We start from the raw sequence: 26146 nt of genomic DNA, 5'->3' as shown, positions 1-26146 counted from the left end.
GTTCGGTCGGCTGGCGGCCGTGCGTCCAGCGTAGATCGTGAATCCACGCACAAACGAGTCTAGGCGGGCCCGCTTCGCCGTTTCGGTTCGGGCTTCGGTCTACCACGCGTGACGCGGAGCTGACACATTCTTCCCCCGGACGCGTCTGCGGGCACTTCGCGGCGGGGAGCCGACAGATCCCGGTGTCGGCCGACGCGCGAGAGCGTCTGTGTGATTTGGGCCCCCGACTCGGCGCCGACCTACAGTACGCTCCGTCCGTCGGAGAGGTCCCCGACCACGCCGGCACGGCAGCGGTGCGAGACGCAACGCCACGGACGAGACAGCACGAGACCGACCGAGCGAGGAATCCCTTGACCGAAGTACCCGAGCACCTGCTGCAACGCTCGCGGGACCGCCGCAAGGCCCTCGGTCTGGGTGGCGACGACGACGGTGGCGGCGACGCCGCTGCTCCGGCCGCCGCCGGCGCGGCCACCCCGGCCGCCTCGGCACCTGCGGCGCCGAGCCTGCCGGCCTTCGACATCGAACCGGCCAAGCCCAAGCCGCCCGCCCCCACCCGGCCGTGGGTCGAGGCCGCCAGGAAGCGCAAGCGCATCCCCTACTGGGTGATGCCCGTGTTGTTGTTCCTCCCCCTGTGGGCCTTCATCTACTTCGGGACTCTCGAAGAACCCGAGCAGGGCGCTGTCGGCCTCCTCGGCGAGGGCGCCGAGGTCTACGAGGCCATCGCCAACTGCGCGCAGTGCCACGGCGCCGGCGGCGCCGGGGCCAACGCCGGCCCGCAGCTCAACGCCGGCGAGGTCCTCATCACCTTCCCCGCGGACCCCGACGGCCTGGGCCTCGCACAGATGGTCGAGTGGGTCGTCAAGGGCACGAACGGCATCGGCGCCGGGACGCCCTACGGCAGTCCCGAGCGCGGCCGCGTCGGCGGCTGGTTCGGCGTCATGCCCGGGTTCGGGGAGTCCATCACCGCCGAGGAACTGCTCGCGGTCGTCCTCTACGAGCGCGTCCAGCACGGCATGAGTGCCGCCGACGAGACCCTGGCCACCATCCTGCTCGAGCAGATCGAAGCCGGCGAGATCGTGTTGCCGGAGAACTGGCCGCTGGACGTGACCGTGGCCGACATCCAGGCGACACTGGCACCTGCGTTCGCAGCGACCGGCGATGCCGAGACGGCCGGCGGCGGAGGCTGACAGCCACCCGAGGAGACACCGCCATGACCGAGGCCACCCGACACGACCTGCTCGTCGTAGGGGGAGGTCCGGGGGGTTCGGCCGCCGCGTACTGGGCGGCCCGGGCCGGACTCGACGTCGTCGTCGTCGAGAAGAAGACCTTTCCGCGTGACAAGACCTGCGGTGACGGTCTGACCCCGCGTGCCGTCACCCAACTCGCGGCCATGGGGCTCGAAGACCGCATCGCCGGGTCCCACCACCGCCACGACGGTCTGCGCACGATCGCCCACGGCCGCACCCTCGAGCTGCCGTGGCCCGACCATCCCGAGCATCCGTCCTACGGCTACGTCGTGCGACGTCGGGACCTCGACACCATGGTCGCCGAACACGCCCAGGCGGCGGGTGCCAAGGTCCTCCAGGGCACCGAGGCGACCCGGCCGATCCTCGAGTCCGGCCTGCTGCGCGGCGCCGAGGTTCGTGACGTCGCCTCGGACGCCACGTCGGAGATCCGCGCCAGCTGGGTCATCATCGCGGACGGCGCCAACTCCCGGTTCGGCCGGGCGCTCGGCTGCTCCCGGGAACGAAGCTGGCCCCAGGGCATGGCGATCCGCACCTACTTCGAGAGTCCACTCTCGACGGACCCGTGGATCGAGTCCGCACTCGACGTGCGGGACCGCCAGGGGAACTCCCTGCCCGGGTACGGCTGGATCTTCCCTCTCGGCGACGGGACCATCAACGTCGGGATCGGGCTGCTGTCCACCTTCCGGGACTACAAGTCCGTCAACACCTCGCACCTCATGGAGGAGTGGGCCCACGCCGTCCCGGAGCACTGGGGGATCGACCCGACCGCTCCCCTGCAGGACGCCACCGGTGGTCGTCTACCGATGGCGGGATCGGTGGACCCCAAGCTCGGCCCGAACTGGGTGGTGATCGGCGACGCCGCCGGTTCCATCAACCCGTTCAACGGCGAGGGGATCGACTACGCCTACGAGACCGGCCGCAAGGCCGCTGAGTTGATCGCGGCCGCCCACGCGGCCGACGACGGACTGATCCTCAACGGCTACGAGCGCTGGCTCGACGACGAGTACGGCCTCTACTTCAAGGTCGCCCGCATCTTCGCGAAGGTGATCGGCAACCCCCGCCTCATCGCGGAGTTGACCCGGGCCGGGATGCAGTCCCGGCCCCTCATGGAGTGGGCACTGCGGATCATGGCCAACCTCCTGCGCCCCGACGAGGTCGGCCCGGCCGAGGCGGCCTACAGGGCCATCGCCGCAATCGTGAAGGTCACGCCGGAATAGAGAATCAGAGGGTGACGGCCACTTCGGCGCACGCGGCGACGGTGGCGTCCACCTCGTCGTCGCCGTGGGCGAGGCTCGGGAACAGGGCCTCGTAGGCGCCGGGCGCCAACGCCACTCCCCGGTCGAGCATCCCGTGGAAGAAGCGGGGGTACACGCCGTTGTCGGCGGCAGCCGAGGCCTCGTCGAAGTTCGTCGGCGCCGTGTCGGTGAAGAACAGCCCGACGATCGGGCCGATCCGGGGCACGACCGCGGGGACACCCGCCGCAGCGAAGGCCGCCGTCATACCGTCGGCGAGGCGTCGCGCCGTGGCGGTCAGCCGCAGGTAGGCGTCAGCGTCGAGTAGCGCGAGGGTAGCGAGGCCCGCGGCGGTGGCCAGTGGGTTCCCCGACAGGGTTCCCGCCTGGTAGACCCCGCCCAGCGGAGCCAGGTGCGACATGACCGCGCGGCTTGCACCGAACGCACCCATCGGCAGACCGCCGCCGATGACCTTGCCGAAGCACCAGACGTCGGGCGTCACGCCCGACCACTCCGTGGCCCCACCCCGACCGAGGCGGAAGCCGGTGATCACCTCGTCGAACAGGAGCAGTGCGCCCACACGGTCGCACTCGGCCCGCAGGCCTGCGAGAAAGTCGGGAGAAGGCTCGATGACGCCCATGTTCGCGGCAACGGGTTCGACCGCCACGACCGCGAAGCTCTCGTCCAGCGTCGGCACGACGTTGTAGGGCGCGACCACGGTGTCGGCCACGGCGCCGTCGGTCACGCCGTCACAGCCCGACAGACCCTGGTTGGCGACACCGGAACCGCCGGCGGCCAACAGGGCATCGGCATGACCGTGGTAGCAACCCGCGAACTTGAGGATCTTGGACCGGCCGGTGACACCCCGGGCGAGGCGGATGGCCGACATGGCGGCCTCGGTGCCCGACGAGACCATTCGGACCATCTCGAGGCCGGGCACGCGCTCGATCATCTCCTCGGCGAGGCGGACCTCACGCTCGGTCGGGGCACCGTACGTGGAGCCGTCAGCCGCCGCGGCGGTGATCGCCGCCACCACCGCGGGGTGGGCGTGACCGAGGATTCCCGGCCCGTAGCTCTGGACCCAGTCGATCAGGCGGCGCCCCTCGGCGTCGAACACGAAGGGCCCCTCGGCGCGCGCCACGAAGTACGGCGTGCCGCCGACCGAACCGAACGCCCGCACCGGCGAGTTCACCCCTCCGGGGATGACGGCCGACGCGCGGGCGAAGAGTTCTTCATTGGTACCGGTCACAGGATCTCCGCGAGCTCCGAGGCGAAATAGGTGAGGATGAAGTCGGCACCGGCGCGTCGCACCGCCGTCAACTGTTCGACTGCGACCGCCGTCGCGTCGATCCAGCCGTTGGCCCCGGCCGCGCGGATCATCGAGTACTCGCCCGACACGTGATAGGCGCCGATCGGGACGTCCACCTCGGGCCGGGCCCGGGCGATGATGTCGAGGTAGGTGACGGCGGGCTTCACCATCACCATGTCCGCGCCCTCGGCGATGTCGGCGTGGATCTCCGCCAGCGCCTCACGGGCGTTGCGCCAGTCCTGTTGGTAGGCCTTGCGGTCCCCTCCCCCGGCGATGGTGACGTCCACGGCATCGCGGAACGGGCCGTAGAGGGCCGAGGCGTACTTGGCGGCGTAGGCGAGGACCGCCACATCGCCGTGGCCGGCCTCGTCGAGGGCGGTACGGATGGCGCCCACCTGACCGTCCATCATCCCCGACGGTGCGCAGACATGGGCGCCCGCGTCGGCCTGGGCCACGGCGGCCCGGGCGTACAACTCGAGCGTGGCGTCGTTGTCCACGGTGCCGTCGTCGGCGACCACACCGCAGTGGCCGTGGTCGGTGTACTCGTCCACACAGAGATCGGCCATCACGACGACGGCGTCGCCGTTGTCTTCGCGCAGGTCACGCAGGGCCACCTGCACGACGCCGTCGGGATTCCAGGCCTCCGAGCCCACAGCGTCCTTCGTCTCGGGGATGCCGAAGAGGATCACGGCGGGCACACCCTTCGCGACCAGGTCACGGACCTCCGCGCGCAACGAGGCCCGACTGTGCTGGACGACGCCGGGCAGCGATGCGATCGGCTGAGGTTCGCCGATGCCCTCGCGCACGAACAGCGGGGCGACGAGGTCGTCGACGTCCAGGCGTGTCTCGGCGACGAGGCGGCGAAGGGCCGCCGTGGTGCGCAGGCGACGCGGCCGGTGGGTGGGGAAGCTCACGGATTCGATCCTACGTCCGGTCGTCGTCGACGCCCGTGCGGCCGACGGCCTCCACGAGGGCGCTGACGAGACCGTCGATCGTGTGCACCGGTGACGTGACGGTCACGTCGATCCCCGCCGCGGTGGCGGTGGCGGCGGTGATCGGCCCGATGCAGGCGACGATCGGCGGGGTGGACGGGGCGCCGGTGGCGGCGACGAAGTTCTCGACTGTGGACGACGACGTGAAGGTGATCGCGTCCGCCGAGGCGAGCGCCTCCCGGGCAACGTCGCTGATCTCAGCGGGGACGGTGCGGTAGGCGGCGACCACGTCGACCTCCCACCCCGCTGCCGCCAGGCCCTCGGGCAGCGTGTCGCGGGCGACCGCCGCCCGCACGATCAACGCCCGCCCCGGCTCGTGGGCCGTCAGCGCCTCCAGCAACCCCTCGGCGATGAAGCGCCCCGGAACCAGATCGGCGACGACGTTGCCCTGCGCGAGGCGCGCCGCCGTGCCCGGGCCGATACAGGCGACCTTCACACCCACGAGATCGCGGGCGTCGTGCAGTGCACGCAGGAGACGATCGGCGCCATTGGGCGACGTCAACACGATCCATTCGTAGGCACCGGCCCTCAGTTCCTCCACCGCCGCAGCGAGTGCCTCACCGCCGTCGGCCGGTTCGGTCACGGCGATCGTCGGGATCTCCACCGCGTCGGCGCCCAGTTCCGCGAGCCGGGCGCTGAGCGCGGATGCCTGATCGCGGGTCCGGGTGACGACGACCCGCATCCCGAACAGCGGCTTCGTCTCGAACCAGGCGACGTCGGTGGCCGCGACCCGGCCGACGACCACCACCGAAGGCGACTCGAGAGGGTGGTCGCCCAGGGTGGCGAGCGTGGCGCGGGTGGTCCGCTGGTTCGGTCGGGTACCCCAGTGCACCGCCGCGGCCGGCGTGTGCGGGTCGAGGCCGCCGTCGATCAGCGCGGCCGCGATCCGCTCCCAGCGCATGACCCCCATGAGGATGCAGATGGTCCCACCGACCCGGGCGACGGCGGACCAGTCGACGCTGTCGGGCGTGTCGGGATCCTCGTGGCCGGTGACCACCGTGAACGAGGTGGACGAGTGCCGCAGGGTGACGGGAATGCCGGCATAGGCGGGGACGGCGATCGCCGAGGTGATCCCCGGCACGATCTCGAAGGGGACCCCCGCCGCCGCGAGGGCGGCCGCCTCCTCGCCGCCGCGGGCGAACACGAACGGGTCACCCCCCTTCAGTCTGACGACGGTCCCGTGACGGCGGCCAAGGTCGACGAGCAGGTCGTTGATCTCACCCTGGCGGGTGCGGGGATCGCCGGGCTTCTTGCCGACGTACACGCGCTCGGCGGTCTCGGGCACCGATTCGAGGACGCCACCCACGGAGAGACGGTCGTAGACGACGACATCTGCCCGCGAGATCACCTCGGCCGCCCGGACCGTGAGGAGTCCCGGATCACCGGGCCCGGCGCCGACGAGGAAGACGGTCACGGCCGGATCCTAACGGGGCCGTCCGGCGCACCGGAGGGTTCCCGCTCGGCGGGGTGCGCGGCGCGGCCCCTAGGTGGAGTCGCCGGCCGCGAGCAGCTCACGCCCTCCGTCGGCGAGAAGCCGCTCGGCGAGCCGTCGGCCTACCTCGACGGGCTCCTCCCCCGACGACGAGCCCCGCACGACGGTGGCGCCGTCGAGGGCCGCGATGAGACCGTCGATGACGATCGCCCCGTGGACCGAGACGACCGCGTGGGCGCCGACCGGGAGGTCGCAGCCGCTACCGAGTGTCGCGAGGAAGGCCCGCTCGGCGTCGACGGCGCGCCGGGTGGACTCGTCCTCGATGGCCCTCAACAGCGCGACCACCTCGGCATCGTCGGTGCGGCACTCGATCGCGAGGGCACCCTGCCCGACCTGGGGGACCATGTCCGCCACGGCGAGGGGGTCCACGACCGTCGGCGTCTCACCGAGGCGGTCCAGGGCGGCCTTGGCCACCACGATGGCGTGGTGGTCGGCGGCCCGGGCGAGGCGCGTCCCGATGTTGCCGCGCAGTTCGGCGAAGCGCAGGTCGGGTCGCAGGGCCGCGAGCTGCGCGCGCCGCCGCACCGACCCGGTCGCGACCTCCGCACCGAAGGGGAGGGACTCCAGGCGACAGCCGACGAGCGCGTCACGGGCGTCGCCGCGCGGCGGCACGGCTGCGATGACGAGCCCCGGGGTGGGCGTCGAGGGCAGGTCCTTGGCGGAGTGCACGGCCACGTCGGCGAGTCCCCCCGTCACCGCCGCCTGGACCTCCTTGGCGAACACGCCGGTCCCGCCGATCTGATGGATCGGGACGTCCGTGCGGAGATCGCCGCTGGTCTCGGTGATGACGAGCTCCACCTCGGGTCCGCCACGTGCCGCGATCAGCGTGGCCACGTGGCGGGCCTGCCAGAGCGCGAGTGCGCTGCCGCGGGTGGCGACTCTCAGCGGTCGCACGGTGAGCCGACGCCCATCGGGCTCAGAGGTCGAACAGTTCGCTCAGCGCGTCGGCCAGGCGATCCGACCGGGGGCCGTCAGCGGCCTCCTTGAGGCGCACCGTCGGCTCGTGGAGAACCTTGTTGACGATGCCGTGCACGAGAGCCTCGACCATCTCGAGCTCATCGTGGTCCAGTGAACCGAGGCGCCCCTCGAACCGTTCGAACTCGTTCTGGGAGATGTCGCAGATCCGACGACGGAAGCTCGTGATGAGCGGCGCGAGATCCCGGACCGACCGGTCGCCGAGGAAGCGGGCGAGCTCGGTGTCGATGATCTCGCGGGCGCGGCCCGTCTCCTTCTCGCGTTCGCGCACGCCGGCATCTGCGAACGCCCGCAGGTCGTCCATGTCCAGGAGGGTGACGCCGGAGATCTCGTCGGACGCCGGGTCCACGTCACGGGGAACGGCGGTGTCGACGATGAGGAGCGGGCGATCCCCGCGACGCTCCATGATCTCGGAGATCTGGCCGTGCTCGAGGATGATCGAACTCGCACCGGTCGAGGTGAACATGACGTCGGCCGTCAGCAGGACCTCGGCCATCTCGTCGAGGTGGACGGCCCGGCCGCCCACGCTGACAGCGACCTCGTTGGCGCGTGACCAGCGGCGGCTCGCGACGAGAACCTCGGCGCCGTCGATGGATGCGATGGACGCGGCCATACCGCCACCCATCTCGCCGGCACCTACGACGAGGATCGTGCGCCCGGCGAAGCCGCCTAGGCGGTCGGCCGCCATCGCGACCGCAGCGGACGACACCGACGCGATGTTGGACGAGATACCGGTCTCGGTGCGGACGCGTTTGCCGACCTCCAGCGCATGACGGAACGCGACGTTCAGGGTCGGACCACACGCGTCGTTGTCGAGGGAGTCCTCCCACGCGCGCTTCACCTGGCCTTGGATCTCGTGTTCACCCAGCACGCCGGAGTCGAGACCCGAGACCACCGAGAAGAGGTGCGTGACGGCGTCGACGTCGTAATAGGTGTAGAGGCTCTCGGAGAACTCCTCGGGCGCGATGTGCCCGCTCTCGGCGAGGAAGTCCCGCACGTCGCCGTAGGAGGCGTGGAACTTGTCCGCGTCGACGTAGACCTCCGTGCGGTTGCACGTGGACAACACGACGGCCTCGTGGACGTTCTCACGACTCGAGACGTCGGCGAGGGCCTTCTCCATTCGGGTACGCGGGATGGAGAGCCGCTCGAGCAGTTCGAGCGGCGCGGTTCGGTGGTTCAGTCCGATGACGACGAGAGACACGTCTCGAGACGCTCCTTCGCTTCGGTCACGCGACCTTCGCGGATCAACTCAAGGATTCCCGAATCCAGCGCGGACTTCCAACCCAGGCCCTCACTCGAGCGGCCCGACGCGAGAATCCCGGACCGGACCTCGGCCGCGACTTCGACCAGGATTCCGTACTCCTCGCCGATACCGGCCTCGATCCGGCGACGCAACCAGGCCGACACCGCCGGGCTGCGTCCGTCGGTCGAGACGGTCACGAGCAGCGCACCGCGCCGGAAACGCGACATCAGCGTGAAGCGGCAGTTCTGCGGATCGTCGGCGCTGTTGACGAGAACGCCCGCCGCCTCGGCATCCACGAAGACCTGCCGGTTGACGGCCGGGTCGTCGGTCGCGGTGATGACCAGTCGGTGCCCTGCGATGTCGGCGGAGTCGTAACGACGCTCGTGGACGGTGACGTCGGGCAGATCCCGGAGCCTCGGGTCGACGACGGGTGCGACGAGGTCGATGACCGCGCCCGCCTCGCGCAACCCGGCGACCTTCGACACGGCGACGGGTCCCCCGCCGACCACGAGACAGCGCTCGCCCGCGATCCGAAGCGACACCGGGTAGCCACCGGTCGCCGCTGCGGGCGGGTCAGCCGGCATCGGGAGCGAGCGGCGACAGGGCCGCGTGGCGGTGCTCGTAGAACGACAGGATCTGCAACTCGACGGAGAGGTCGACCTTGCGGATCGAGATGTCCGCGGGCACCTGGACGACCGCCGGCGCGAAGTTGAGGATGGAGTTGATGCCCGCCGCCACGAGTGCGTCGGCCACATCCTGCGCAGCACCGGGCGGCGTGGCGATTATGCCGATGCTCGCGCCGGTCCCGGCGACCGTCTCGGCCAGGTCGGCGATGTCGGAGACCACCAGGCCCGCGATCTCGGTACCGACCTTGTCGGGGTCCGCGTCGACCAGGGCCACGGTGGGATAGCCACGCTCACGGAAGCCCCCGTAGTTGGCCAGGGCCTGCCCGAGGTTGCCCATGCCGACGATGGCGACCGGCCAGTCGTGGGTGAGGCCGAGCTCCCGACTCACCTGGAAGAGCAGGTACTCGACCTCGTAGCCGACGCCACGGGTGCCGTACGAGCCGAGGTAGGAGAGATCCTTGCGGACCTTGGCGGCGTTGACGCCGGCGAGACCGGCCAGGCGCTCGGACGAGACGGTGGCGACACCGGCCTCCCGCAGCTCCATCAGGCTGCGCCGGTAGACGGGAAGACGTGCGACAGAGGCCTCGGGGATGGGTCTGCGACGTCGATCGTCCATCACCCGGGCACGGTAGTCCGCTGCACTGCACGAACGCACAAGCGGCCGGGAGCGTTCAGGTCCGCGCGACTCGCCGACCGCTCGGGGTCATCCGGGCGGGGACGCGGGCCAGCCGACGCAGCGCCCGCTCGAACTCCTCGGGCTTCACGAACGACGCGTAGCCGATGGCCAGGGACCACATGAAGAAGCCGACCCGCATCGTGTAGTCGAAACCGAGATGCATCCCGAGACCGGCGACGATCCCGATCCAGCGGGTCCGCCGTGTCCACAACAGGAAGGGCAGCGAGATCTCCACCGCGAGCGTGAACCACGTCATGAACGTACCGAGGTAGACGGACGTCCTCATGAAGTCGGGGATCCAGAACCGCTCGAAGTCCTGTAGGCCGAGGGCGTACAGCGAGGCCGTGCCGTTGCGCCAGGTCTCCCCGGGGAGCTTCGCTATCACCGTCGCCGGGTAGATGACGGTCAACTGGATCTGGGCGACCCTGACGATCCAGGTCGGCGCGAGCGGCCAACGCCGCACGCCGTGCTCGTCGCGACATCCGAACAACGGCACCGACAGGAACCGCGACGGCGTCAGGACGGCGAAGACCGCGAAGTAGGCCGTCCAGATCCGCAGCAGGTCGTCGCCTCCGTTGAGCAGCGACGGGTTGTCCTGATGGAACGACATCACAGCGAGCCACATGAGGGGGGCCGCGATCCGCACCCCGCGGCCCGCGATGACCGCCAGGGCGCTGGCGAGCAGTACGGCGTACATCGTCCACAGCGCCCCGTCCCCCTCCCACCACTGGAACACGCCGAAGCGTCCGTCCCGGTAGGTCGGAGAAGGGAGCAGGCCGTCCTCGGAGAACAAGACGGTGACGTCACGCGACAGCGACAGGCCGTAGGCGAACACCGTTGCGCCGATCATGACGCGCATGACGGTGAGCGTGGCGGCCGACGTGGGTTCGAGCCAGAAACGGCGCCACCACCCGAAGGTCACGCCGAGGTACCCCACGGCGACCAGTCCGCCGACGAGAGCGCCGTGGGCGATGCCGAGAGCCGCATCCGCCAGCACGCCGACGCCGACGATCACGATGGCCGATCCGAGGCGAACGAGATCCACCCCTTCCCGGCTGACGACCGGGCGCACCTCTGAGCCGTGAACGCCGGGGCTCGCCGCACGTCCGTCACGCCTGGACGTCACGGCGTCGCCTCGAGCGTGTAGAAGGCGAACTCCTGCCATTCACGCTGCTCGTCGGTGCCTGGTTCGGGGGTCTCGGACCAGCGTCGGATCAACACCACCGTGTCCACCGGGTCGTCGTAGCGGTCTGCGATCCACTCCGCCGTGGGCTGCCACAGGTAGCTGTTGCGGTCGAGGCGGACCCGGCCCTCGAACTTGCGCCAGCGGTACTCGCGCAACGCGCCGACCAACGGGTCGCCGTCGGGGAACCGGTACTCGGTGGTGGTGCCGTCGTCGAAGGTGACGACGGCATAGGTCTCGATCGACGTCGTCGACGGATTGGGGGAGAACAGGGCCCAGTTCTGGTTGATGTGCAGGGCGTTGACGTGGTCGGCCATCTCGCCGGCGAGCTCGTCCTGCACGTCCCCGTCGGGAAGGTTCCACACCACGACGGTGGCGACGAAACCGGCGAGCAACGCCGACAACAGGACGCGCCCCACCGGGTTCGCGGCGAAGAACCCGAGATCGCTGTGGTCATCCCCCGTCGCCACGTCGGCCAAAGCTACCCGGCGACGGGTGCGCCGACGTGGCAGGCGGCGCGCCGGGGGGCGGGTCTCAGCCCTCGATCATCGACAGGACGTCGAGGACACGCATCGCCCGTTCCGCTTTCGCCTCCACGACGTCGGGATCCTCGGTCTCACCGGGTTCGGGAGCCGGCGTGGGCGCAGGCGTGGCCGACGGGGTCGGCGGTGTCGACGGGACGGGCGCAGGCGTCGGAGCCGGAGTAGGCGCAGGCGTCGGAGCCGGCGTGGGCGGAGGCGTCGGAGCCGGCGTGGGCGGAGGCGTCGGAGCCGGCGTGGGCGCAGGCGTCGGAGCCGGCGTCGGAGCCGGGGCCGCTCCCGGCACGTAGGCGAACCGCTGGGTGTTCCAGAGTTGGCCGCTGTCGTCGTGGTAGACCCCGATGCCGAGGTGGGTGAACTCCGCGTCCAAGATGTTGGCCTTGTGGCCCGACGAGGCCATGTAGGCCTGCCAGACCGACGAGACACTGGGACCCCGGCCGACGTTCTCGCCGGCCTTGCGCCAACCTGCCGGAGCACCGCTCGTGATGTCCGACGAGTGTGCGAGTGTCTGGTTGTTCGCCATCCACTCCGACCAGCTGCGTGCGGCGCCGGTCATCGAACCCGACACGACCAGGGCGGGCACACCCTGAGCGGCACGGGCGGCGTTGATGTTCGCCACGAAAGCGGATTCGTCACCCGTCGCCAGCGTCGCCGCGTCCGCCGTGGCCACCGACAGCGGGCCGAGGGGCGCGAGCATCGCCGTGACCACCAGCACCACGGTCGCCGCCAGGCGGTGCCGACGCTTCATCGTTCTCATTTGAGCCGTCCTTGCCGATCGCATCGATCCGATCCTCCTGTGTGTCATATCGGCCGCGAAGACACCGGCCTTGAGGGGCCTGTGAGCGGTGTCGGACCGGGAGTTCCCGACTTCCGGACCGGTCCCGGGGCCTACGATTCGTGCGATGAACCTCGCGACGGTCGTCGACGCACACCCAGCGGACGCTCAGGCGGTCGTCGACGACGACGGGGGGTGGACGTTCGGCCAGCTCCGCGAGCGTGCGGCCCGACGACGCGGTCGACTCGCGGCGGCCGGCGTGGCTCCCGGCGACCGGGTGGCCATCATCACGCCTGCCGGCGCCCTGTTCGTCGAGACCTACCTCGCCGTGCTCGGCCTCGGCGCCATCGCAGTGCCGCTCAACCGCCGGGCGCCCGCTGCCGAGTTGGACGCCGAAGTCGCCGCGGTAGGCGCCGACGTGGCCGTGGTCGCCGGTCTACGCGATCCCGGTGCGGGCGCGATGCTGCGGACCCGGTCCGTCGTCATCGGCGACGACGAGGCCGCTGACGACGGCACGGCGTCCATGCTCGAAGCCGCGCCGCGGCCGGTCGTGGAGGCGGCCGCAGACGCACCCGCCGTGCTCCTCTTCACCAGCGGCACAGCGGGCGCGCCCCGGCCCGCGGTCCTCACCCATGGCAACCTCCGGGCAAACCTGGAGAACGTGGATGGACGCCGCAGCATCCTCGGCCCCGACGACACCACCGTCTGTTCGGTGCCCCTGTTCCACGTGATGGGCCTCAACTCGATTCTGGGTGCGGCCCTGCGGTCCGGTGCGACCGTGGTGTTCCGCGACGACTTCGACGCCGCGTCGGTGCTCGATGCCGTGGATCGGCATCGAGCCACGGCTCTCGTCGGCCCTCCCACGCTGTGGTCAGCGCTCGCCGCCGCCGACCCGGGACCGGGACCCCTCGTAACCATCACAACGGCGGTGTCCGCAGCGGCCCCTCTCGACGCCACGACGGTGTCGGCGGCGCAGGAGTGCCTGGGGATCAGGCTCACCCAGGGGTACGGGCTCACCGAGGCGTCCCCGACGGTCTCGCTCGGCCTCGGCCTCGACTGCCCCGCTCTGTCGGTCGGGCTCCCGGTTCCCGGCGTCGAGGTACGCATCGTCGACGCCGACGGGAGCGACACGCTCGCGGGCGACACCGGGGAGATCCTCGTGCGGGGCGCCAACGTCTTCCCGGGCTACTGGCAGGACCCGGATGCGACGGCTGCGGTACTTCGCGACGGCTGGCTGCACACCGGCGACATCGGGGTCGTCGACGACGGCTGGCTCTATCTCGTCGACCGCGCCAAGGAACTGATCCTGGTGTCGGGTTTCAATGTCCACCCCGGTGAGGTGGAGGACGCGCTCAGCTCCCACCGGGCGGTGAGGGCCGCCGCAGCCGTCGGGCGCCCCGACGGACACACGGGGGAACGGGTGGTCGCGTACGTGGTCGCCGCCGCGGGAGAGACAGTCGACCCCCGCGACCTCCTGGCGCACTGCCGAACCCTTCTGGCTGGGCACAAGTGCCCCCGCGAGATCGTGCTCGTCGACGAACTCCCGACGGGACTCGGCGGCAAGGTCCGCCGACGCCTTCTGTGAGCGTCGGGGCCCACCGGCGTCAGCGGGCGAGGATGAACAACTGCAGGACCGCCGCGCCGAGAATGAGGAGCAGCAGGACCGCTATCACGAGCGTCGTGGCCGGCCTCATGACCGCCTGCCCAACTCGACGGCGGTCGTGACCGAGGGTTCGTCCGTGGCGGCCGACAAGATGACCTCCGCGCCGCTCGTCACACCCAGTGCTTCCGCTGCGGAGGCTCTGTTCGCTGCGAGCGACGTCATCCCGTAGGAATCGACGACGACGCCGACAGCCCCGGGGCCGATGTCCGCGTAGGTGTCGCAGCGCCGGCACACGGTGGTGGTCCCTCCCGTCGCGACCGCGACCCGTTCACCCATGTCGTCGAGTTCGGCGGGGTCCACGTTGAGTTGCACGTTGCCGAACGTGTCGACCCAGAGCACCTCCGCGTGTACGCCGTCGTCCTCGGTCCTCGTCACAGGCACGACGGCGGGGACGAGGGTCGCGGGGTTCAGTGGCGGACCGAACTCGGCGAGGTCGACGCCGGCGGCCAGGTGCGCCGCGACGGGACCGAACACGTCACGTCCGTCGAAGGTCGGGCCCGGGGCGGGAAGGTGAAAGTCCTCAGAGGTCAGCTCGACAGCACGATCGGCCCCGCCGACGAGCGCCACGGCCGGCGCGAGGAGCCCATTGTCGGGTCCGACGAGGACCGACACCCCTCCACCGACCTCTACCGCGATGCGCCTGCGATCGCCGCCGACGCCCGGATCCACGACGGCGAGCACCACGCCTGGAACGAGGTACTGGGCGGCGCGGGCCAACAACAGGCCGCCGCCCCGCACGTCGTGGTGGGCGACGTCGTGGGTGATGTCGACGACCGCCACGTCGGGGACGATCGAACGGATCACGGAGTGGACGACGCCGACGAACTCGTCGACGCGTCCGTAGTCCGACATGAACGAGATGGTCTCGTAGCGCGCCACGTCACGAACCTACCGGCCCGCGGCACCTCCCGGAGCGGTCGGGACCGCCCCGGGTCAACCCGCCTCGGTGTAGCGATTCGACAGGTAGCGGTCGACGTCCTCGGCACGCAGCCGATACGACTTGCCCACGCGAACCGCAGGCAGGTCGCCTGCCTTGATCAGCCTGTACACCGTCATCGTCGAGACGCGCATCAACTGCGCCACCTCGGCGACGGTCATGAAACGCGGTTGCGCGTCTGAATGCACCATCGGAGGAAACTCCCTACTCCAGCCTGCGCAGACTCTAGGCCACTGTTGCGGATGTGGAAAGTGGGACACGTGATGGGTATGGGCGACAGGCACGCGAAGCGCCCGTGAACAGCGTCTGTCAGCTCGCTGACGAGTCGCCGAGTTCGACCGCCCGCTGCGCGGCGCGCGCGATGGCCGCGACGATCGCCGCGCGTACATCAGCTTCCTCGAGCACCCCGACGGCGGCGGCGGTGGTGCCGCCGGGCGAGGTGACCTGGGCCCGAAGCTCCGCCGGCCCGTCCTCCGAGTCGGCCAGGAGCCTCGCCGATCCGACGAGTGTCGCCGTCACGAGCCGTTCGGCGACCTCCGGAGACAGACCGAGCGACACGGCCGCAGCGTTCATCGCCTCGGCGAGATAGAAGAGGTAGGCCGGGCCTGAACCCGACACCGCCGTGACCGCGTCCAGATCGGCCTCGGTGACCATCTCGACGATGCCCACGGCCCCGACGATCTCGACCGCCCAGTCCAGGTCCGCCGTGGTCGCGTCCGCCCCCGGCGCCACCCCCGCCGCGCCGGCACCCACGAGAGCGGGCGTGTTCGGCATCGCACGGACGACCCGCACACCCTGTCCGGTCCAGGCCTCGAGGTCCGCTGTTCTCACGCCGGCGGCGATCGACAGCAACCGCTCGACGCCCGTGTCCCGCAGCGACCGACATGCCTCGGCCGCGACATCGGGCTTCACGGCCAACACGACGTCGGCGACACCCATGGGTGTCGCCGAGGTGACGAGACCGGGATGGGTCGCTTCGAGTTCCCGGCGCCGATCCTCGACGGGCTCCACGACGACGATGTCGCTCGCGCTGTATCCCCCCGAATCGATGAGGCCACCGACCAGTGCGGTGGCCATCCGGCCACCGCCGATGAACTGGAGGGTCGCCATCGGGGGCCTCAGCCGAGGTAGGCCATCGGGTCGTAGGGAATCCCGTTGACCCTGGTCTCGAAGTGGACGTGGGGTCCCGTGCACGACCCTGTACAGCCGACCGTCCCGAGGAGTTGGCCCGTCGAGACCTGCGCCCCGGTCGAGGTCAGGATCTCGTTCATGTGGCCGTACAACGTGACGAGACCGCCGCCGTGGTCCACGATCACGGCGTTGCCGTAGCCACCGTCGTAGCCCGCCGAGATCACGACACCACCCGCCGCGGCACCGATACTGCTACCCGTGGGGGCGCCGATGTCGATGCCTTCGTGCATACGACCCCAGCGTGGTCCGAATGGCGAGGTGACGACGCCACCGACGGGCCATACCAGCGCCGAGGGGGCCGACGCCGGAAGCGGCACGGAATCGAACGCTTCTGCACCCAGCGCGGTGGATTCCGCAACGGTGACCTCGCCCGTCGCGAGCGACTGCTGAGCCGCGGCTGCCGCACGTGCGGCCTCCTGTTCGGCCTGCAGGCGGGCGAGACGTTCGCGTTCGGCGGCGACACGCGCGGCCTCGGCGATGGCCGCCTCGCGGGCAGCCTCGTCGGCGATCAGGCCCTGGATCCGCGCCGTGACGTCGGCTTCGGATGCCTCGAGCGCGTCGATCTCGGCGTTGTAGTCCGCGATGCGCTGCTCCAGCGCGTCCCGGAGCCTCTGCTGGTCGGCGAGGGCGACTTCGAGTTCGGCGAGCGTCTCGGCCTCAGCATTCAGCTGGAGCCCGACCTCGTCGCGAGCGGCGGCGGCGGCCTCGCGCTGGTCGACGACCTCGGCCTCCGCGACCCGCAGTTCGTCGAGCAGCTCTGCGTCGCTGATCGACACGCTGCGGATGAAAGCCCGACGTAGGGCCGCCTCGCCGATGTCGGTCGCGGACAGGACCTGTTCGAACACGTCGTCGTCAGGGTTGATGAAGGCCTCGACTGCGCGTGCACGGATCAGCTCGCGCAGTGCCGCAACCTCGGCCTCGGCCTCGGCGACCGCCTCGTCGGCGATCATGACGTCACGTTCGGCCTGCTCCAGAGCCGAGCGGATCCCCTCGAGTTCGGCCTGCTGGGTCTCGACGTTGGCGGTGAGGGTCGCGACAGCGGCCTCGAGCTCGTCGTTCTCGGCGACGAGGGGATCCAGGGCGGACGCCCACTCGGCCGCACGGGCGCGAATCTCGTCGCGCTGGGCCTTGGCGTCGTCGATCTCGTCGGTCTGGGCTGCCACCAGACCCATACCGAGTCCGGCGCACAACGCCGCGACTGCGACGATCGCGATCAGTCGAGTTCGTCCCATGTCCTCCACCCGCACGCCACGAAACGGCGTCGGTACGTCGGTGCCGGACTGTAGCGGCCCCATGCCATCCGGCAACCGCATGAAAGCGTAACAGAACGGTAATGGTCCAAATAACGCCCCTCCGACACCGGCGCGGGAGCGTCCAGAGGGGCCGGTGCCTCTTCCCCAAGCGACCCCGAGCCCTCCGGACGGAGATCAGAGTAGATGGAAATAGACTGAAAGTGCAAGAGATTCTGAATCAGCCCCGGAAGGTCCCCTCGTATCCGATCCGCATCGCCGCCGTGAAGTTCTGTTCCACCACCTGATAGACACCGCCGAGCATCCGATCCAGGCTCGTCTCGTCCACGTCGTCGACGGCGAACTCCCCGACGACGAACACGGCATCCTCGTCGCCGATGGAGAAACGCATCGAACGCAGCGCGTGGTTGCGACCCAGGAGGTGGGCGTAGAGGCGCTGCGCGTTCGTGGCCGGGGGCGGCATGAAGTAGGTCTCATGACGCAGCGTCCGTTGGCGCACGGTCAGCCAGACCGTGAACACGTCCCGGCTCTCACCGCGGAGTCGCAGGTACCAGCGCCGCTGCCCGGGCTCACCGCGCTCTGCGGCGACGACCGCCGGGTTCTCCGCCTCCTGGGTGGCAGCCCAGCGGGCGATGACGCCCTCGACACGGTCGAGGTCCTGGTTCGATGGCGGGCGATCGACGTTCATGGGATGCATCATGGGCGAACCCGCACAGGTGCGCCCAGCCCCCTACATCGCGCAGTCGACGAGTTGGGAACTCGTGAGCTCGCGGTACACGCCCGCAAGCCGCTCCGCCGTCGTCGACCACGTGTAGGCCCGGGCGGCGCTGGCGGCGTCCATCGCCATCTCGGCGGCGACGATCGGGTTGGCGAGAATCTCGTCGATGAAGGCCCCGTAGCGCGCCGGATCACGCGACTCCACGAGGAACCCCGTGCGGCCGTGGTCGACGAGCGTCCGCAGACCGCCGACGGCAGCCGCCACGACCGGGGTGCCGCACGCCGACGCCTCGAGGGCGACGAGGCCGAAGGACTCGCTGCGGGAAGGCACGACACAGACGTCGGCCGCGCGGTAGTAGGTCGACAGGAGGTGATGGGGCTGAGGTCGGACGAACACCACCCGATCGGCGAGACCGTGCGCGGCGATCAGATCCAACACCCGTGCGAACTCCTCCGGCCCGTCGGGGCCCGACGGGCCACCGACGACCACCAGGCGGGCCGTCTCGTCCTCCAGGGCAGCCAGGGCGGCCACCGCGACGCCGAGACCCTTCAGGGGTTGGATACGCCCGACGAACAGAAGTGTCGGGCGGTCGTCGAGGCCCAGCGCGCGGCGCGCCGCGGTGCGGTCGCCAGGCGAGAACAGCGCATGGTCGACACCCGGGGCGACCAACTCGATCCGGTCGGCCGGGGCCCCGTAGAGGCGCTGGAGCTGGTGGGCCTCGGCGACACAGGACGCCGTGATCCGGTCGCTGCAGGCCACGACACGGGTCTCCTCGGCCACACGCCTGTGCGGTTCGAGGTCGCCGTTCTCGGCCTTGACGCGCGCGAGGGTGTGGAACGTCGACACCAGGGGCAGATCGAGTTCGTGCTTGATGGCGTGACCGGCGACACCCGACAGCCAGTAGTTCGCGTGGACGGCATCGGTACCGCCCGTGGCGACGATGTCGTCCACCACCCCACGGGTGAAGGCGTCGACGATCCCGGGAAGTTCCTCTTTGGGGAGATCCGGATGGCCTGCGTCGACGTGGACCACACGTACGCCCGGCTCGACGCCGACGACCCGGGGGAGGTCCCGGGACCACCGCCGGACATACACGGTGCCGCACACCCCCACGTGGGCGAGCGCAGCGACGAGCTCACGGACGTAGACGTTCATTCCGCCGCTGTCCCCCGATCCAGGTTGCACGAGCGGGGAGGTGTGCAGCGACAGGACAGCGACACGCGTCGGGCGGTCCGTCCCTTCGCCCGCGCACGGATCCAGCGAACTCACCGGCCGAGAACCGAGCTCACGTCGACACCGTCGTCTCGGTAACGCCGGACGATTTCGGCCTGGAGGGCGTCCAACGTCTCGTGCAGCGCCCGGCGGCGGGCGGAGATCGAGTCCTCGAACGCGTTGAGTCGCACCAGAGCCGCGGCGAGTTCCTCATCGGAGGCCTCTGCCACGGCGGAGATCAGACCCGGGCTGACGGCGACGTCGAGGTCGGCCACCAGCGGGTCGGCCTCCGCCGTCGGTTCGAGGTCCTGGGGGGCGCGCGCCGGCAGGCCGAACTCGGGAGCGGTACGGCTCTGCGCACCCCCGCCGAGAGAGGACCGCAGTGCCCCCACGAGGTCCTCGAACACGCCCGCGCCGTCGTCGCGCCGGGCGACCTCGGAACCGAGGATGTCGAGGCGGCCGTGGGCGAGACGACGCACGTAGGACACGGCGTTCTCGAAGCGCTGCGCAGCGGTGCGACGGGCGCGGACCTCTTCGAGGGGGAGGTCGGCCAGGCCCGCTACGAAGCCTTCCGAGATGATGGTGTCGATGCCCGGTTCCATCCGGATGATCAGGCTAGCGCCGGGCGGGACTGCGCCCGCTCAGGCCCCACCCGAGACCGGCGGCAGCACGGCGACCTCGTCGCCGACACCCACGATGTCGGACCGGTCGGCGGGCTCGCCGTTGAGCCAGATCCGGCACGTTCCCAACAGCGCAGTGAATCCGGGGCCATAGCGTTCGCTCGCCGCGTCGATCACGGCACCGACCGTCGGGGCGTCGATCTCCTCGGTCCCCGTGCCGGCGGCTTCCCGGATCGACGCGAAGAGTCGCAGCGTGGCCATGACCAGATCCTACGGCTCCGCAGGGCGGCGACGAACTGCTCACGACGCGGCCGGTAGCGTGTCGCCCCGTGACACGGTTGCTTCTCATCCGCCACGCCCAGAGTACGTGGAATGCCGTCGGCCGCTGGCAGGGTCAGGCCGACCCTCCGTTGACGGAACTGGGGGAACGACAGGCCGCGCTCGCCGCGACACAGGTCGCGAGGATGGGCGATCTCGTCGGCATCGCATCCAGCGATCTCGACCGGGCCCACACGACCGCGCGGATCGTCGCTGCCGAGACCGGCCAGGATCTGGTACGGGTGGAAGAAGGGCTACGAGAACGGACCGCCGGCCCGTGGGAGGGACTCACCCGCCGCGAGATCGAAGTCCGGTGGCCCCGCTACCTCCACGAGGGACGACGCCCCCCCGGCTACGAACACGACGCCCACCTCGTCGGGCGCGTCACGACGGCGCTGCGCGACATCGCCTCGGGCGCCCCCGGGCCGATGCTCGTCGTCACCCACGGCGGGGTCATCAACGCACTGGAACGCCGGGACGGCCACAGCTGGGTACGCGTCCCGAACCTGGCGGGCCGGTGGGTCATGGTGACCGCGGACGCTGTCGAGTTGGGCGAACGGGTGGAGCTCATCGACGAGAACGACCGACGCGCCACCACGCCGGCCCAGATCTGACGGCTGCGTCTCCCGCAACCGCCCCTGTCACCAGCCGCGACGGTCAGCCAACCAGGCCGCTTCCAACCGGCCCAACTCCGTACACGGCTCCGCCTCAGCGCGGTACTCCGCGAGGATGCCGCGCCAGCGGTTGGTCGCCTCGAGGCGGCCGAGTATCGCCGCGATTCCCCAGACCACCCGGTCGAGCAGCACGAACGACGACGGGAGGGTCATCGAGTTGATCACGTCCGCGTACGGGCCGTTGAGGTCCGCGATGCGACTCAGCGCCGCCTTCGTGAACTCACGCGTGAAGGTGAACTCCTCGACCAGGAACGGCTCGTAGGGCGTCGACACGTACTCGAAGACGTGCTGGGGGTCGAGACCGTGGTCGGGTACCAGGAAGCCGGCCGCCACGAGGCAGCTCACGGTGGCCTCGACGTCACGGTCCAGCAGCGGATCGATGATCGGCCACAGCGAGGCCCGCTCCTCCTCGGTCCACTGCTTGACCAACCCGAAGTCGAGCAGCGTGATCCGGCCGTCGGGCCAGAAACGGTAGTTGCCGGGATGTGGGTCGGCGTTGAACTCGTGGGCCCGGTAGATGGCGCCCTGCTGGAACCGGAACAGGGCCTCGCCGGTGCGTTGGCGGAGGTCGTGGCCGGCGTAGGCCTCGAACTCGGACCAGGACATGCCGTCGACCCACTCGGAGGTCAGGACCCTGCCGGTGGTGAACTCGTCGATGACCCGTGGTACCGCCAGGAACGGGTGGTCGCGGTAGCGGTGGTGGAACCGGTCCTGGCGCGAGGCTTCGAGCTCGTAGTCGAGCTCCTCGCCCATGCGGGCCTGCAACTCGGTGACCATGGTCTCGACGTCGAGCGACTTGAAGGCGAACATCGAGAACGCCCGCGTGAGGACCTTCGCGTTCGCGAGGTCACCCCGGATGGCATCGCCGGCACCGGGGTACTGGACCTTGACGGCGACCTCACGACCGTCGCGCAGCACCGCCTTGTGGACCTGACCGATGGAGGCGGCCGCGCGTGGGACGGGCTCCCAGTCGAGGAAGATCTTCTCGGGCAGATCGCCGAGTTCGGTGGCGATGACCTCAGCGGCCAGAGACGGCGCCATCGGCGGAACGTCCGCCTGGAGGCTGGCGAGCGACTCCTTGGCAGCCTCCGGGAGCCCCTCGACGATGAAGGACATGAGCTGCCCGACCTTCATGACCGCGCCCTTCATCTGGCCGAGCTCACGGGTGACGTCCTCGGCGGTGCGGATGACGAACTGCGAATCCAACTCCCGGCGGCGTTCCTCGTCGGCGTTGCGGCCGCGGACCCTGGTCGACGCGTAGGTGACCGCCCGGCGTGCGGACAGCCGGGAGATCCGCATCCAGCGCTGTGCCTGGGCCTTGCGGGTCGGGTCCGAGAGCGCCGCGACCACCGCACCCGCTCCGGCAGCGACGACGGCGACTCCTGCGGTGACGCTTCGACGGGCGGTTGGCACCGCGACACCATATTGGGCGCCGGGGACGCTGGTGGAGCCCGGCGGGCCGGAGTGTGCGAGGCGGGCGGCACTACCCTTACGCCGGGCCGCTAGCTCATCGGGTAGAGCAGGAGACTTTTAATCTCAAGGTGCTGGGTTCGAGCCCCAGGCGGCCCACTCACCCACCTGTGAACACCCCGGGTGCGACGTCGCAGGGATCCAGACCCTTCGCGGCGAACACCCGGGCCACGGAGTCGTCGATCACCGCGCCGTCGAGGCTGCCGGCATCGACCGCCGCGACGAGGCCGTCGATCAGCGGTGGTACGTCGGCCACCCTGGAGACGATGGCGACATCGGCACCCGCGACCAGCGCCAGCCGGGTGGCCTCGACGATGCCCAGGGACGCCACCGCCCCCATCGTCAGCGAATCCGTGAAGACGAGGCCGTCGAACCCGAGCTCGGTTCTCAACAGCCCGTCGATGGCCGCCGGGGAGAGGCTCGTCGCCGTCCCGTCGGTCAGTCCCGGCACGTCGAGGTGGGCGACCATGACGGCGACGGGCTCTGAGAGCTCCGCGAAGGCCCGCTCATAGGGCACGAGGTCAACGGCGCGCAACTCGTCGACGGGCGGCGCCGTGGGAAGGGAGACGTGCGAGTCGGCCGACGCGCGACCGTGGCCCGGGAAGTGCTTGAGGACCGGCACCACGCCGGCGTCGGCGAAACCAGCCGCCACCGCTGTGCCGTAGTCCGCCACCACCTGTGGGTCGGCGGAGTAGGACCGCGTGCCGATGCCGGGGCCCCCACCGACGTCGAGGACGGGTGCGAATACGACGTTCACACCGAGCGCGACCATCCCCTCTCCGTATACGCGTGCCTGCTCGCGGGCGGCATCCGGATCGACGGTGGCGGCCACGGTCGCCGCTGACGGCAGTCGTCCGAGCAGCCCGTCGAGGCGTTGGACGGTGCCACCCTCCTCGTCGGAAGCCACGAGCAGGTCGTAGGGCGCGGCGGCGCGCAGCGCGGCCAGTGCGTCGGCCAGACCGGGCCCCGGTGTGCCGAGCAGGGCCACCCCGCCGAGTTCGCCACCGGCTGCCGCGACGGTCGCGTCGGCGAGATCGGCCTCGGTGGCGAGGGGCACCAGCAGTTGACCGAGCCGGACCCGCAGGGGCAGTGCGGCCGCGCACTCCGTCGGAGTGGGCTGGACCGTCGTGGTCGTCGGCGGGACCGTCGTGGTGGGCGGAGGCGTCGTCGTCGGCGGGACCGTCGTGGTGGGCGGAAGCGTCGTCGTCGGCAGGACCGTCGTCGGCGCAGGCGAGGACGCTTCGTCGGTGCCACCGCAGGCACCACCGACCAGGGCGACCGCGACGAACATGGCCATCGCGACGATGCACGGGGTTCGGCGGAACACGGAGCGCCACTGTAGGAGCGCAGCCGGGTGACGCTACGCGCCCGTCACGCTCACGTAGTTTGGAAGCGTGACCGGCCGCCACCGCCCCGCCCGACCGATCCTCGCCCTTCTCGCGGTCATCGCGACCGTCTCGGTACTCGCCGCGGGCTGCGGGGGTGGCGACGACGACACGTCGGCCGCCGGCGACGACACGGCCGACGCCACCGACGGTGACACGGCGACCGGCGACTCCACCACCACGACGACCACTCCCCCCGTTGCAGGAGGCGACGACACGGCCGACGACGGCGCCTCGACAGACGGCGACGGGTCCACCGGAGACGGCGACGACGGGACCGATGATGCCAGCGGGTCGACCGATGACGGTGACGACGCCGGAGACGACGACGGGACCGACCCCGGTCCGACCACCACCACGACCTACGAGCTCGCCGACGAGGCCTTCACCGAGGACTCGGCGGTGTCGACGGTCGGCCTCGACGAGATCATCTTCGGAATGACCCCCGACGAGGCGGCCGTGGCCGCGGCGACCACCTGGGACGGGCTACCGGATCCGCCGTTCCCGCCCTGCGTCCCGGTGACGCCCAGCCAGGGGCCCGATGGTGTGACCTTCTACGTGATCCGCAACACGATCGAGCGGGTGGACATCACGAACCCCGACATCCGCACGAGGTCGGGGTACGGCGTGGGCACGACGCTCGACGAACTCGAATCCGGCCTCGGTTCTGCGCTCGAGACGGTGAGCGACGGCGAGGACGGCGTCACCGCCACGTTCGTCCCGACCGACGAGACGGACGCGGACTTCCGCATCGTGTTCGAAGTGGAACTCGGCGAGGTGGTCTCGTTCCGCAGCGGCCGGGACCTCTACATCGACTTCGCTCCCGACGAGTGCGCCACCCTCGACCCCCCGGCCCTCCCCCGAGAAGAACAAGAGGAGCAAGAGGACTCCGAGTAGCAGGCCCCGTTCGTCACCAGTGACGTCCTCGCGCAGCAGAGCTGCGCCAGAGATGTACACGGCGTAACCCGTGGGTGCTACACGAAGCTCCACGTGAGGTTCGTCAGATCCCCCAGGGCGCGCAGGACCGAATACGGCGTGATGGCGGAGGTCTTGGGGTTGGCCTGCGACGGATGGTTCTCGAAGGAGAACTCGTAGCGACCGGCGGCGCCTTCGGCAGCCACGACATGGCGCACGGTGGTCGCCGTGGGATCACCCACGAGGCGCGCCACCGTCGCATCGAGCCCGACGGTGGCCAGGGCGAGAGTCGCACACACATTGGCCGACTCCGGGAACCGTCGGGCCGCCTCCCGGGCCGTGCCCTCGAAGGCGACGACGCGCTCACTGCCCGCTGTCAGCGCGTCGACCGTCCCAGGCGCCATCCAGTCCCGGACGAGGTTGCGGGCGGGCTTGGTCGAGGTGATGGAGACCGTGTCCAGACGGCCCAGCAACATGGCCGCGCGGAGCGTGTCGAACCCTCCGATCGCTCCCGTCGTGAGCAACACCCGCCCCGGAGCGGGGGCCGTCACGACCGCCCGGAGCTCGTCATCGGCGAGCGCGCCGACACTGACGACGAGCAGGTCGGCCCCCGCGGAACGCACGGTCGGTGCGTAGGTCGCGAGAGCGGAGTGGCCGGCTGCCTCGACCACGAGATCAGCGGTCTCGAGAAGCTCATCGACCGAGGCGACGACGTGGCCCACGCGCGGCGCCACCGGGTCCAGGACCCCGCCCAGCACCGCACCGTCGACCGTGCCGGAAACCAGCCCGTCGGCGATCACCGAACCGATCGCACCGTGTCCGATGAGCCCGACCCGGATGGCAGGTTCGTCCATGGAGCGGACGGTACCGGAGGCGCTCACGCCACGACGACGAGTTCCACCGTCGCCCCACGCGGGTCGCGCGCCGTCACGACACGGTCGGCGGTGTCGCCGGCCAGCTCGGCGACGACGCCTGCCACGTCGGCGTGATCAGCCGCGTCGACCGAGGAGGGATCCCACTGCAACATCACGACGGTTTCGGAGGGGCGCCACAGCAGACGCCATTCGCCACCGGGAACGTGGGCGAGCCCCGCATCGACGGCGCGCACGATCGACCCCGCTGTGACCCCACCACCGGGAACCTCCACGGATGCGAAGACCTTCGGGTCGAACGGGGCGGCACCACCGGCGGCCAGTCGCCAACGGCGCGCCCCATGGCCGACGCGGCGACGCAGCCCCGAGCTCACGAGTCGACGGGCGAGCTCGCGCGAAGAAACGGCCTCGGCCCCGAGGCCGATCGCGACATCCAACGCGAACTCGGGGATGTCGTAGTGGTCCAGCCCGAAGGACAGGTACCGCAGCCCCACCTCGCGGGCGAAGGCGTGGAGCTCATCGAGGTCCTCGTCGCTCACGAGGTGCGCCCACAGGTGACCGCTCCACTCCCAGCGGGCGGCATCGACGTAGACGGTCACGGCTGGAGGCCGGGAACTCGATGGATGCTCACG

The 26146-nt window shown here is 70.6% G+C and carries 27 protein-coding genes and 1 tRNA gene; 6 read left to right on the top strand and 22 right to left on the bottom strand.

What is annotated here, in order from left to right; all coding sequences use genetic code 11:
* Nucleotides 1–350 precede the first annotated feature (350 nt).
* Nucleotides 351–1187, top strand: a complete 837-nt coding sequence (locus RIE08_03065; GenBank protein MEQ8716565.1) for a c-type cytochrome — start codon at nt 351–353, stop codon at nt 1185–1187.
* Nucleotides 1188–1210: 23 nt separating this feature from the next.
* Nucleotides 1211–2464, top strand: a complete 1254-nt coding sequence (locus RIE08_03060; protein ID MEQ8716564.1) for a geranylgeranyl reductase family protein — start codon at nt 1211–1213, stop codon at nt 2462–2464.
* A gap of 4 nt (nt 2465–2468) precedes the next feature.
* Here the strand turns inward: RIE08_03060 and RIE08_03055 are convergent, their stop codons facing one another.
* The 10 genes from RIE08_03055 to RIE08_03010 form a co-directional block, all read right to left on the bottom strand.
* The gene (locus RIE08_03055; protein MEQ8716563.1) at nt 2469–3728 is read right to left on the bottom strand and encodes a glutamate-1-semialdehyde 2,1-aminomutase; all 1260 of its coding nucleotides are present in this window, start codon (nt 3726–3728) and stop codon (nt 2469–2471) included.
* Nucleotides 3725–4702, bottom strand: a complete 978-nt coding sequence (gene hemB / locus RIE08_03050) for a porphobilinogen synthase (GenBank protein MEQ8716562.1) — start codon at nt 4700–4702, stop codon at nt 3725–3727. The genes RIE08_03055 and hemB overlap by 4 nt, the downstream gene beginning before the upstream one ends.
* A gap of 10 nt (nt 4703–4712) precedes the next feature.
* On the bottom strand, nt 4713–6194 hold the full coding sequence (cobA, locus tag RIE08_03045) for a uroporphyrinogen-III C-methyltransferase (protein ID MEQ8716561.1): 1482 nt from the start codon (nt 6192–6194) through the stop codon (nt 4713–4715).
* Nucleotides 6195–6263: 69 nt separating this feature from the next.
* Complete coding sequence (hemC, locus tag RIE08_03040; protein MEQ8716560.1) at nt 6264–7166, bottom strand: hydroxymethylbilane synthase; 903 nt, start codon at nt 7164–7166, stop codon at nt 6264–6266.
* 22 nt (nt 7167–7188) lie between these two features.
* Nucleotides 7189–8448 (bottom strand): glutamyl-tRNA reductase, encoded by a 1260-nt coding sequence (hemA, locus tag RIE08_03035; protein ID MEQ8716559.1) that lies wholly within the window; start codon nt 8446–8448, stop codon nt 7189–7191.
* Complete coding sequence (locus RIE08_03030; protein ID MEQ8716558.1) at nt 8424–9074, bottom strand: bifunctional precorrin-2 dehydrogenase/sirohydrochlorin ferrochelatase; 651 nt, start codon at nt 9072–9074, stop codon at nt 8424–8426. The genes hemA and RIE08_03030 overlap by 25 nt, the downstream gene beginning before the upstream one ends.
* Complete coding sequence (locus RIE08_03025; protein ID MEQ8716557.1) at nt 9064–9732, bottom strand: redox-sensing transcriptional repressor Rex; 669 nt, start codon at nt 9730–9732, stop codon at nt 9064–9066. Before RIE08_03025 ends, RIE08_03030 begins: the two co-directional genes overlap by 11 nt.
* Before the next feature lie 55 nt (nt 9733–9787).
* Nucleotides 9788–10918, bottom strand: coding sequence for an HTTM domain-containing protein (locus RIE08_03020; GenBank protein ID MEQ8716556.1), 1131 nt, complete (start codon nt 10916–10918; stop codon nt 9788–9790).
* Nucleotides 10915–11445, bottom strand: a complete 531-nt coding sequence (locus RIE08_03015; GenBank protein MEQ8716555.1) for a hypothetical protein — start codon at nt 11443–11445, stop codon at nt 10915–10917. The genes RIE08_03020 and RIE08_03015 overlap by 4 nt, the downstream gene beginning before the upstream one ends.
* Nucleotides 11446–11509: 64 nt before the next feature.
* Nucleotides 11510–12262 (bottom strand): CAP domain-containing protein, encoded by a 753-nt coding sequence (locus tag RIE08_03010; protein MEQ8716554.1) that lies wholly within the window; start codon nt 12260–12262, stop codon nt 11510–11512.
* A gap of 154 nt (nt 12263–12416) precedes the next feature.
* On the opposite strand from RIE08_03010, the gene RIE08_03005 reads away from it, so the two are divergent.
* Complete coding sequence (locus tag RIE08_03005) at nt 12417–13874, top strand: AMP-binding protein (GenBank protein MEQ8716553.1); 1458 nt, start codon at nt 12417–12419, stop codon at nt 13872–13874.
* A 105-nt stretch (nt 13875–13979) separates the two neighbouring features.
* Here RIE08_03005 and RIE08_03000 read toward each other — a convergent pair whose 3' ends face one another.
* The 8 genes from RIE08_03000 to RIE08_02965 all read right to left on the bottom strand — a co-directional run bounded on the left by RIE08_03000 (nt 13980) and on the right by RIE08_02965 (nt 20141).
* Nucleotides 13980–14831, bottom strand: a complete 852-nt coding sequence (locus RIE08_03000) for an SAM-dependent chlorinase/fluorinase (GenBank protein ID MEQ8716552.1) — start codon at nt 14829–14831, stop codon at nt 13980–13982.
* Nucleotides 14832–14885: 54 nt separating this feature from the next.
* The gene (locus tag RIE08_02995; GenBank protein MEQ8716551.1) at nt 14886–15080 is read right to left on the bottom strand and encodes a helix-turn-helix domain-containing protein; all 195 of its coding nucleotides are present in this window, start codon (nt 15078–15080) and stop codon (nt 14886–14888) included.
* 118 nt (nt 15081–15198) lie between these two features.
* Entirely contained in the window at nt 15199–15999 is an 801-nt protein-coding gene (proC, locus tag RIE08_02990) for a pyrroline-5-carboxylate reductase (protein MEQ8716550.1), read from the bottom strand.
* Nucleotides 16000–16007: 8 nt separating this feature from the next.
* On the bottom strand, nt 16008–17312 hold the full coding sequence (locus RIE08_02985) for a peptidoglycan DD-metalloendopeptidase family protein (protein MEQ8716549.1): 1305 nt from the start codon (nt 17310–17312) through the stop codon (nt 16008–16010).
* Between the two features lie 238 nt (nt 17313–17550).
* A complete protein-coding gene (locus RIE08_02980; protein MEQ8716548.1) occupies nt 17551–18018 on the bottom strand; it encodes a YbjN domain-containing protein in 468 nt (155 codons plus the stop codon).
* A 42-nt stretch (nt 18019–18060) separates the two neighbouring features.
* Nucleotides 18061–19203, bottom strand: coding sequence for a glycosyltransferase (locus RIE08_02975; GenBank protein ID MEQ8716547.1), 1143 nt, complete (start codon nt 19201–19203; stop codon nt 18061–18063).
* 110 nt (nt 19204–19313) lie between these two features.
* Complete coding sequence (locus RIE08_02970; GenBank protein ID MEQ8716546.1) at nt 19314–19862, bottom strand: hypothetical protein; 549 nt, start codon at nt 19860–19862, stop codon at nt 19314–19316.
* Nucleotides 19863–19901: 39 nt separating this feature from the next.
* Nucleotides 19902–20141, bottom strand: coding sequence for a MoaD/ThiS family protein (locus RIE08_02965; GenBank protein ID MEQ8716545.1), 240 nt, complete (start codon nt 20139–20141; stop codon nt 19902–19904).
* Between the two features lie 68 nt (nt 20142–20209).
* Here RIE08_02965 and RIE08_02960 point away from each other — a divergent pair, with 68 nt between their 5' ends.
* A complete protein-coding gene (locus RIE08_02960; GenBank protein ID MEQ8716544.1) occupies nt 20210–20812 on the top strand; it encodes a histidine phosphatase family protein in 603 nt (200 codons plus the stop codon).
* 27 nt (nt 20813–20839) lie between these two features.
* Here the strand turns inward: RIE08_02960 and RIE08_02955 are convergent, their stop codons facing one another.
* Nucleotides 20840–22285 (bottom strand): AarF/ABC1/UbiB kinase family protein, encoded by a 1446-nt coding sequence (locus tag RIE08_02955; protein MEQ8716543.1) that lies wholly within the window; start codon nt 22283–22285, stop codon nt 20840–20842.
* An 83-nt stretch (nt 22286–22368) separates the two neighbouring features.
* On the opposite strand from RIE08_02955, the gene RIE08_02950 reads away from it, so the two are divergent.
* A tRNA-Lys gene (locus tag RIE08_02950) sits at nt 22369–22441 on the top strand.
* A gap of 1 nt (nt 22442) precedes the next feature.
* Here the strand turns inward: RIE08_02950 and RIE08_02945 are convergent.
* Entirely contained in the window at nt 22443–23669 is a 1227-nt protein-coding gene (locus RIE08_02945) for a glycoside hydrolase family 3 N-terminal domain-containing protein (protein MEQ8716542.1), read from the bottom strand.
* A 67-nt stretch (nt 23670–23736) separates the two neighbouring features.
* Between RIE08_02945 and RIE08_02940 the strand changes: the two genes are divergently transcribed.
* Nucleotides 23737–24624, top strand: a complete 888-nt coding sequence (locus tag RIE08_02940) for a hypothetical protein (protein MEQ8716541.1) — start codon at nt 23737–23739, stop codon at nt 24622–24624.
* Between the two features lie 77 nt (nt 24625–24701).
* Here the strand turns inward: RIE08_02940 and RIE08_02935 are convergent, their stop codons facing one another.
* The gene (locus RIE08_02935) at nt 24702–25496 is read right to left on the bottom strand and encodes a DUF108 domain-containing protein (GenBank protein ID MEQ8716540.1); all 795 of its coding nucleotides are present in this window, start codon (nt 25494–25496) and stop codon (nt 24702–24704) included.
* A 23-nt stretch (nt 25497–25519) separates the two neighbouring features.
* Nucleotides 25520–26113 carry a DUF4031 domain-containing protein gene (locus RIE08_02930; GenBank protein ID MEQ8716539.1) on the bottom strand — a complete coding sequence of 198 codons (594 nt, stop codon included), beginning with the start codon at nt 26111–26113 and terminating at the stop codon, nt 25520–25522.
* Between the last annotated feature and the right edge of the window lie 33 nt (nt 26114–26146).

The organism is Acidimicrobiales bacterium (genome assembly GCA_040219085.1).
Classification (GTDB): domain Bacteria; phylum Actinomycetota; class Acidimicrobiia; order Acidimicrobiales; family JAVJTC01; genus JAVJTC01.
Note: the sequence above shows the minus strand (reverse complement) of the source record. Positions and strands in the feature narration are given on the sequence as shown.

Excerpts from the sequence above, each read along its gene's own strand:
- RIE08_03060 (MEQ8716564.1), top strand. The coding sequence starts at position 1,211 with ATGACCGAGGCCACCCGACACGACCTGCTCGTCGTAGGGGGAGGTCCG.
- RIE08_03030 (MEQ8716558.1), bottom strand. The coding sequence starts at position 9,074 with ATGCCGGCTGACCCGCCCGCAGCGGCGACCGGTGGCTACCCGGTGTCG.
- RIE08_03025 (MEQ8716557.1), bottom strand. The coding sequence starts at position 9,732 with ATGGACGATCGACGTCGCAGACCCATCCCCGAGGCCTCTGTCGCACGT.
- RIE08_03010 (MEQ8716554.1), bottom strand. The coding sequence starts at position 12,262 with ATGAAGCGTCGGCACCGCCTGGCGGCGACCGTGGTGCTGGTGGTCACG.
- RIE08_03005 (MEQ8716553.1), top strand. The coding sequence starts at position 12,417 with ATGAACCTCGCGACGGTCGTCGACGCACACCCAGCGGACGCTCAGGCG.
- RIE08_02995 (MEQ8716551.1), bottom strand. The coding sequence starts at position 15,080 with ATGGTGCATTCAGACGCGCAACCGCGTTTCATGACCGTCGCCGAGGTG.
- proC (MEQ8716550.1), bottom strand. The coding sequence starts at position 15,999 with ATGGCGACCCTCCAGTTCATCGGCGGTGGCCGGATGGCCACCGCACTG.
- RIE08_02985 (MEQ8716549.1), bottom strand. The coding sequence starts at position 17,312 with ATGGGACGAACTCGACTGATCGCGATCGTCGCAGTCGCGGCGTTGTGC.
- RIE08_02980 (MEQ8716548.1), bottom strand. The coding sequence starts at position 18,018 with ATGAACGTCGATCGCCCGCCATCGAACCAGGACCTCGACCGTGTCGAG.
- RIE08_02975 (MEQ8716547.1), bottom strand. The coding sequence starts at position 19,203 with ATGAACGTCTACGTCCGTGAGCTCGTCGCTGCGCTCGCCCACGTGGGG.
- RIE08_02970 (MEQ8716546.1), bottom strand. The coding sequence starts at position 19,862 with ATGGAACCGGGCATCGACACCATCATCTCGGAAGGCTTCGTAGCGGGC.
- RIE08_02965 (MEQ8716545.1), bottom strand. The coding sequence starts at position 20,141 with ATGGCCACGCTGCGACTCTTCGCGTCGATCCGGGAAGCCGCCGGCACG.
- RIE08_02935 (MEQ8716540.1), bottom strand. The coding sequence starts at position 25,496 with ATGGACGAACCTGCCATCCGGGTCGGGCTCATCGGACACGGTGCGATC.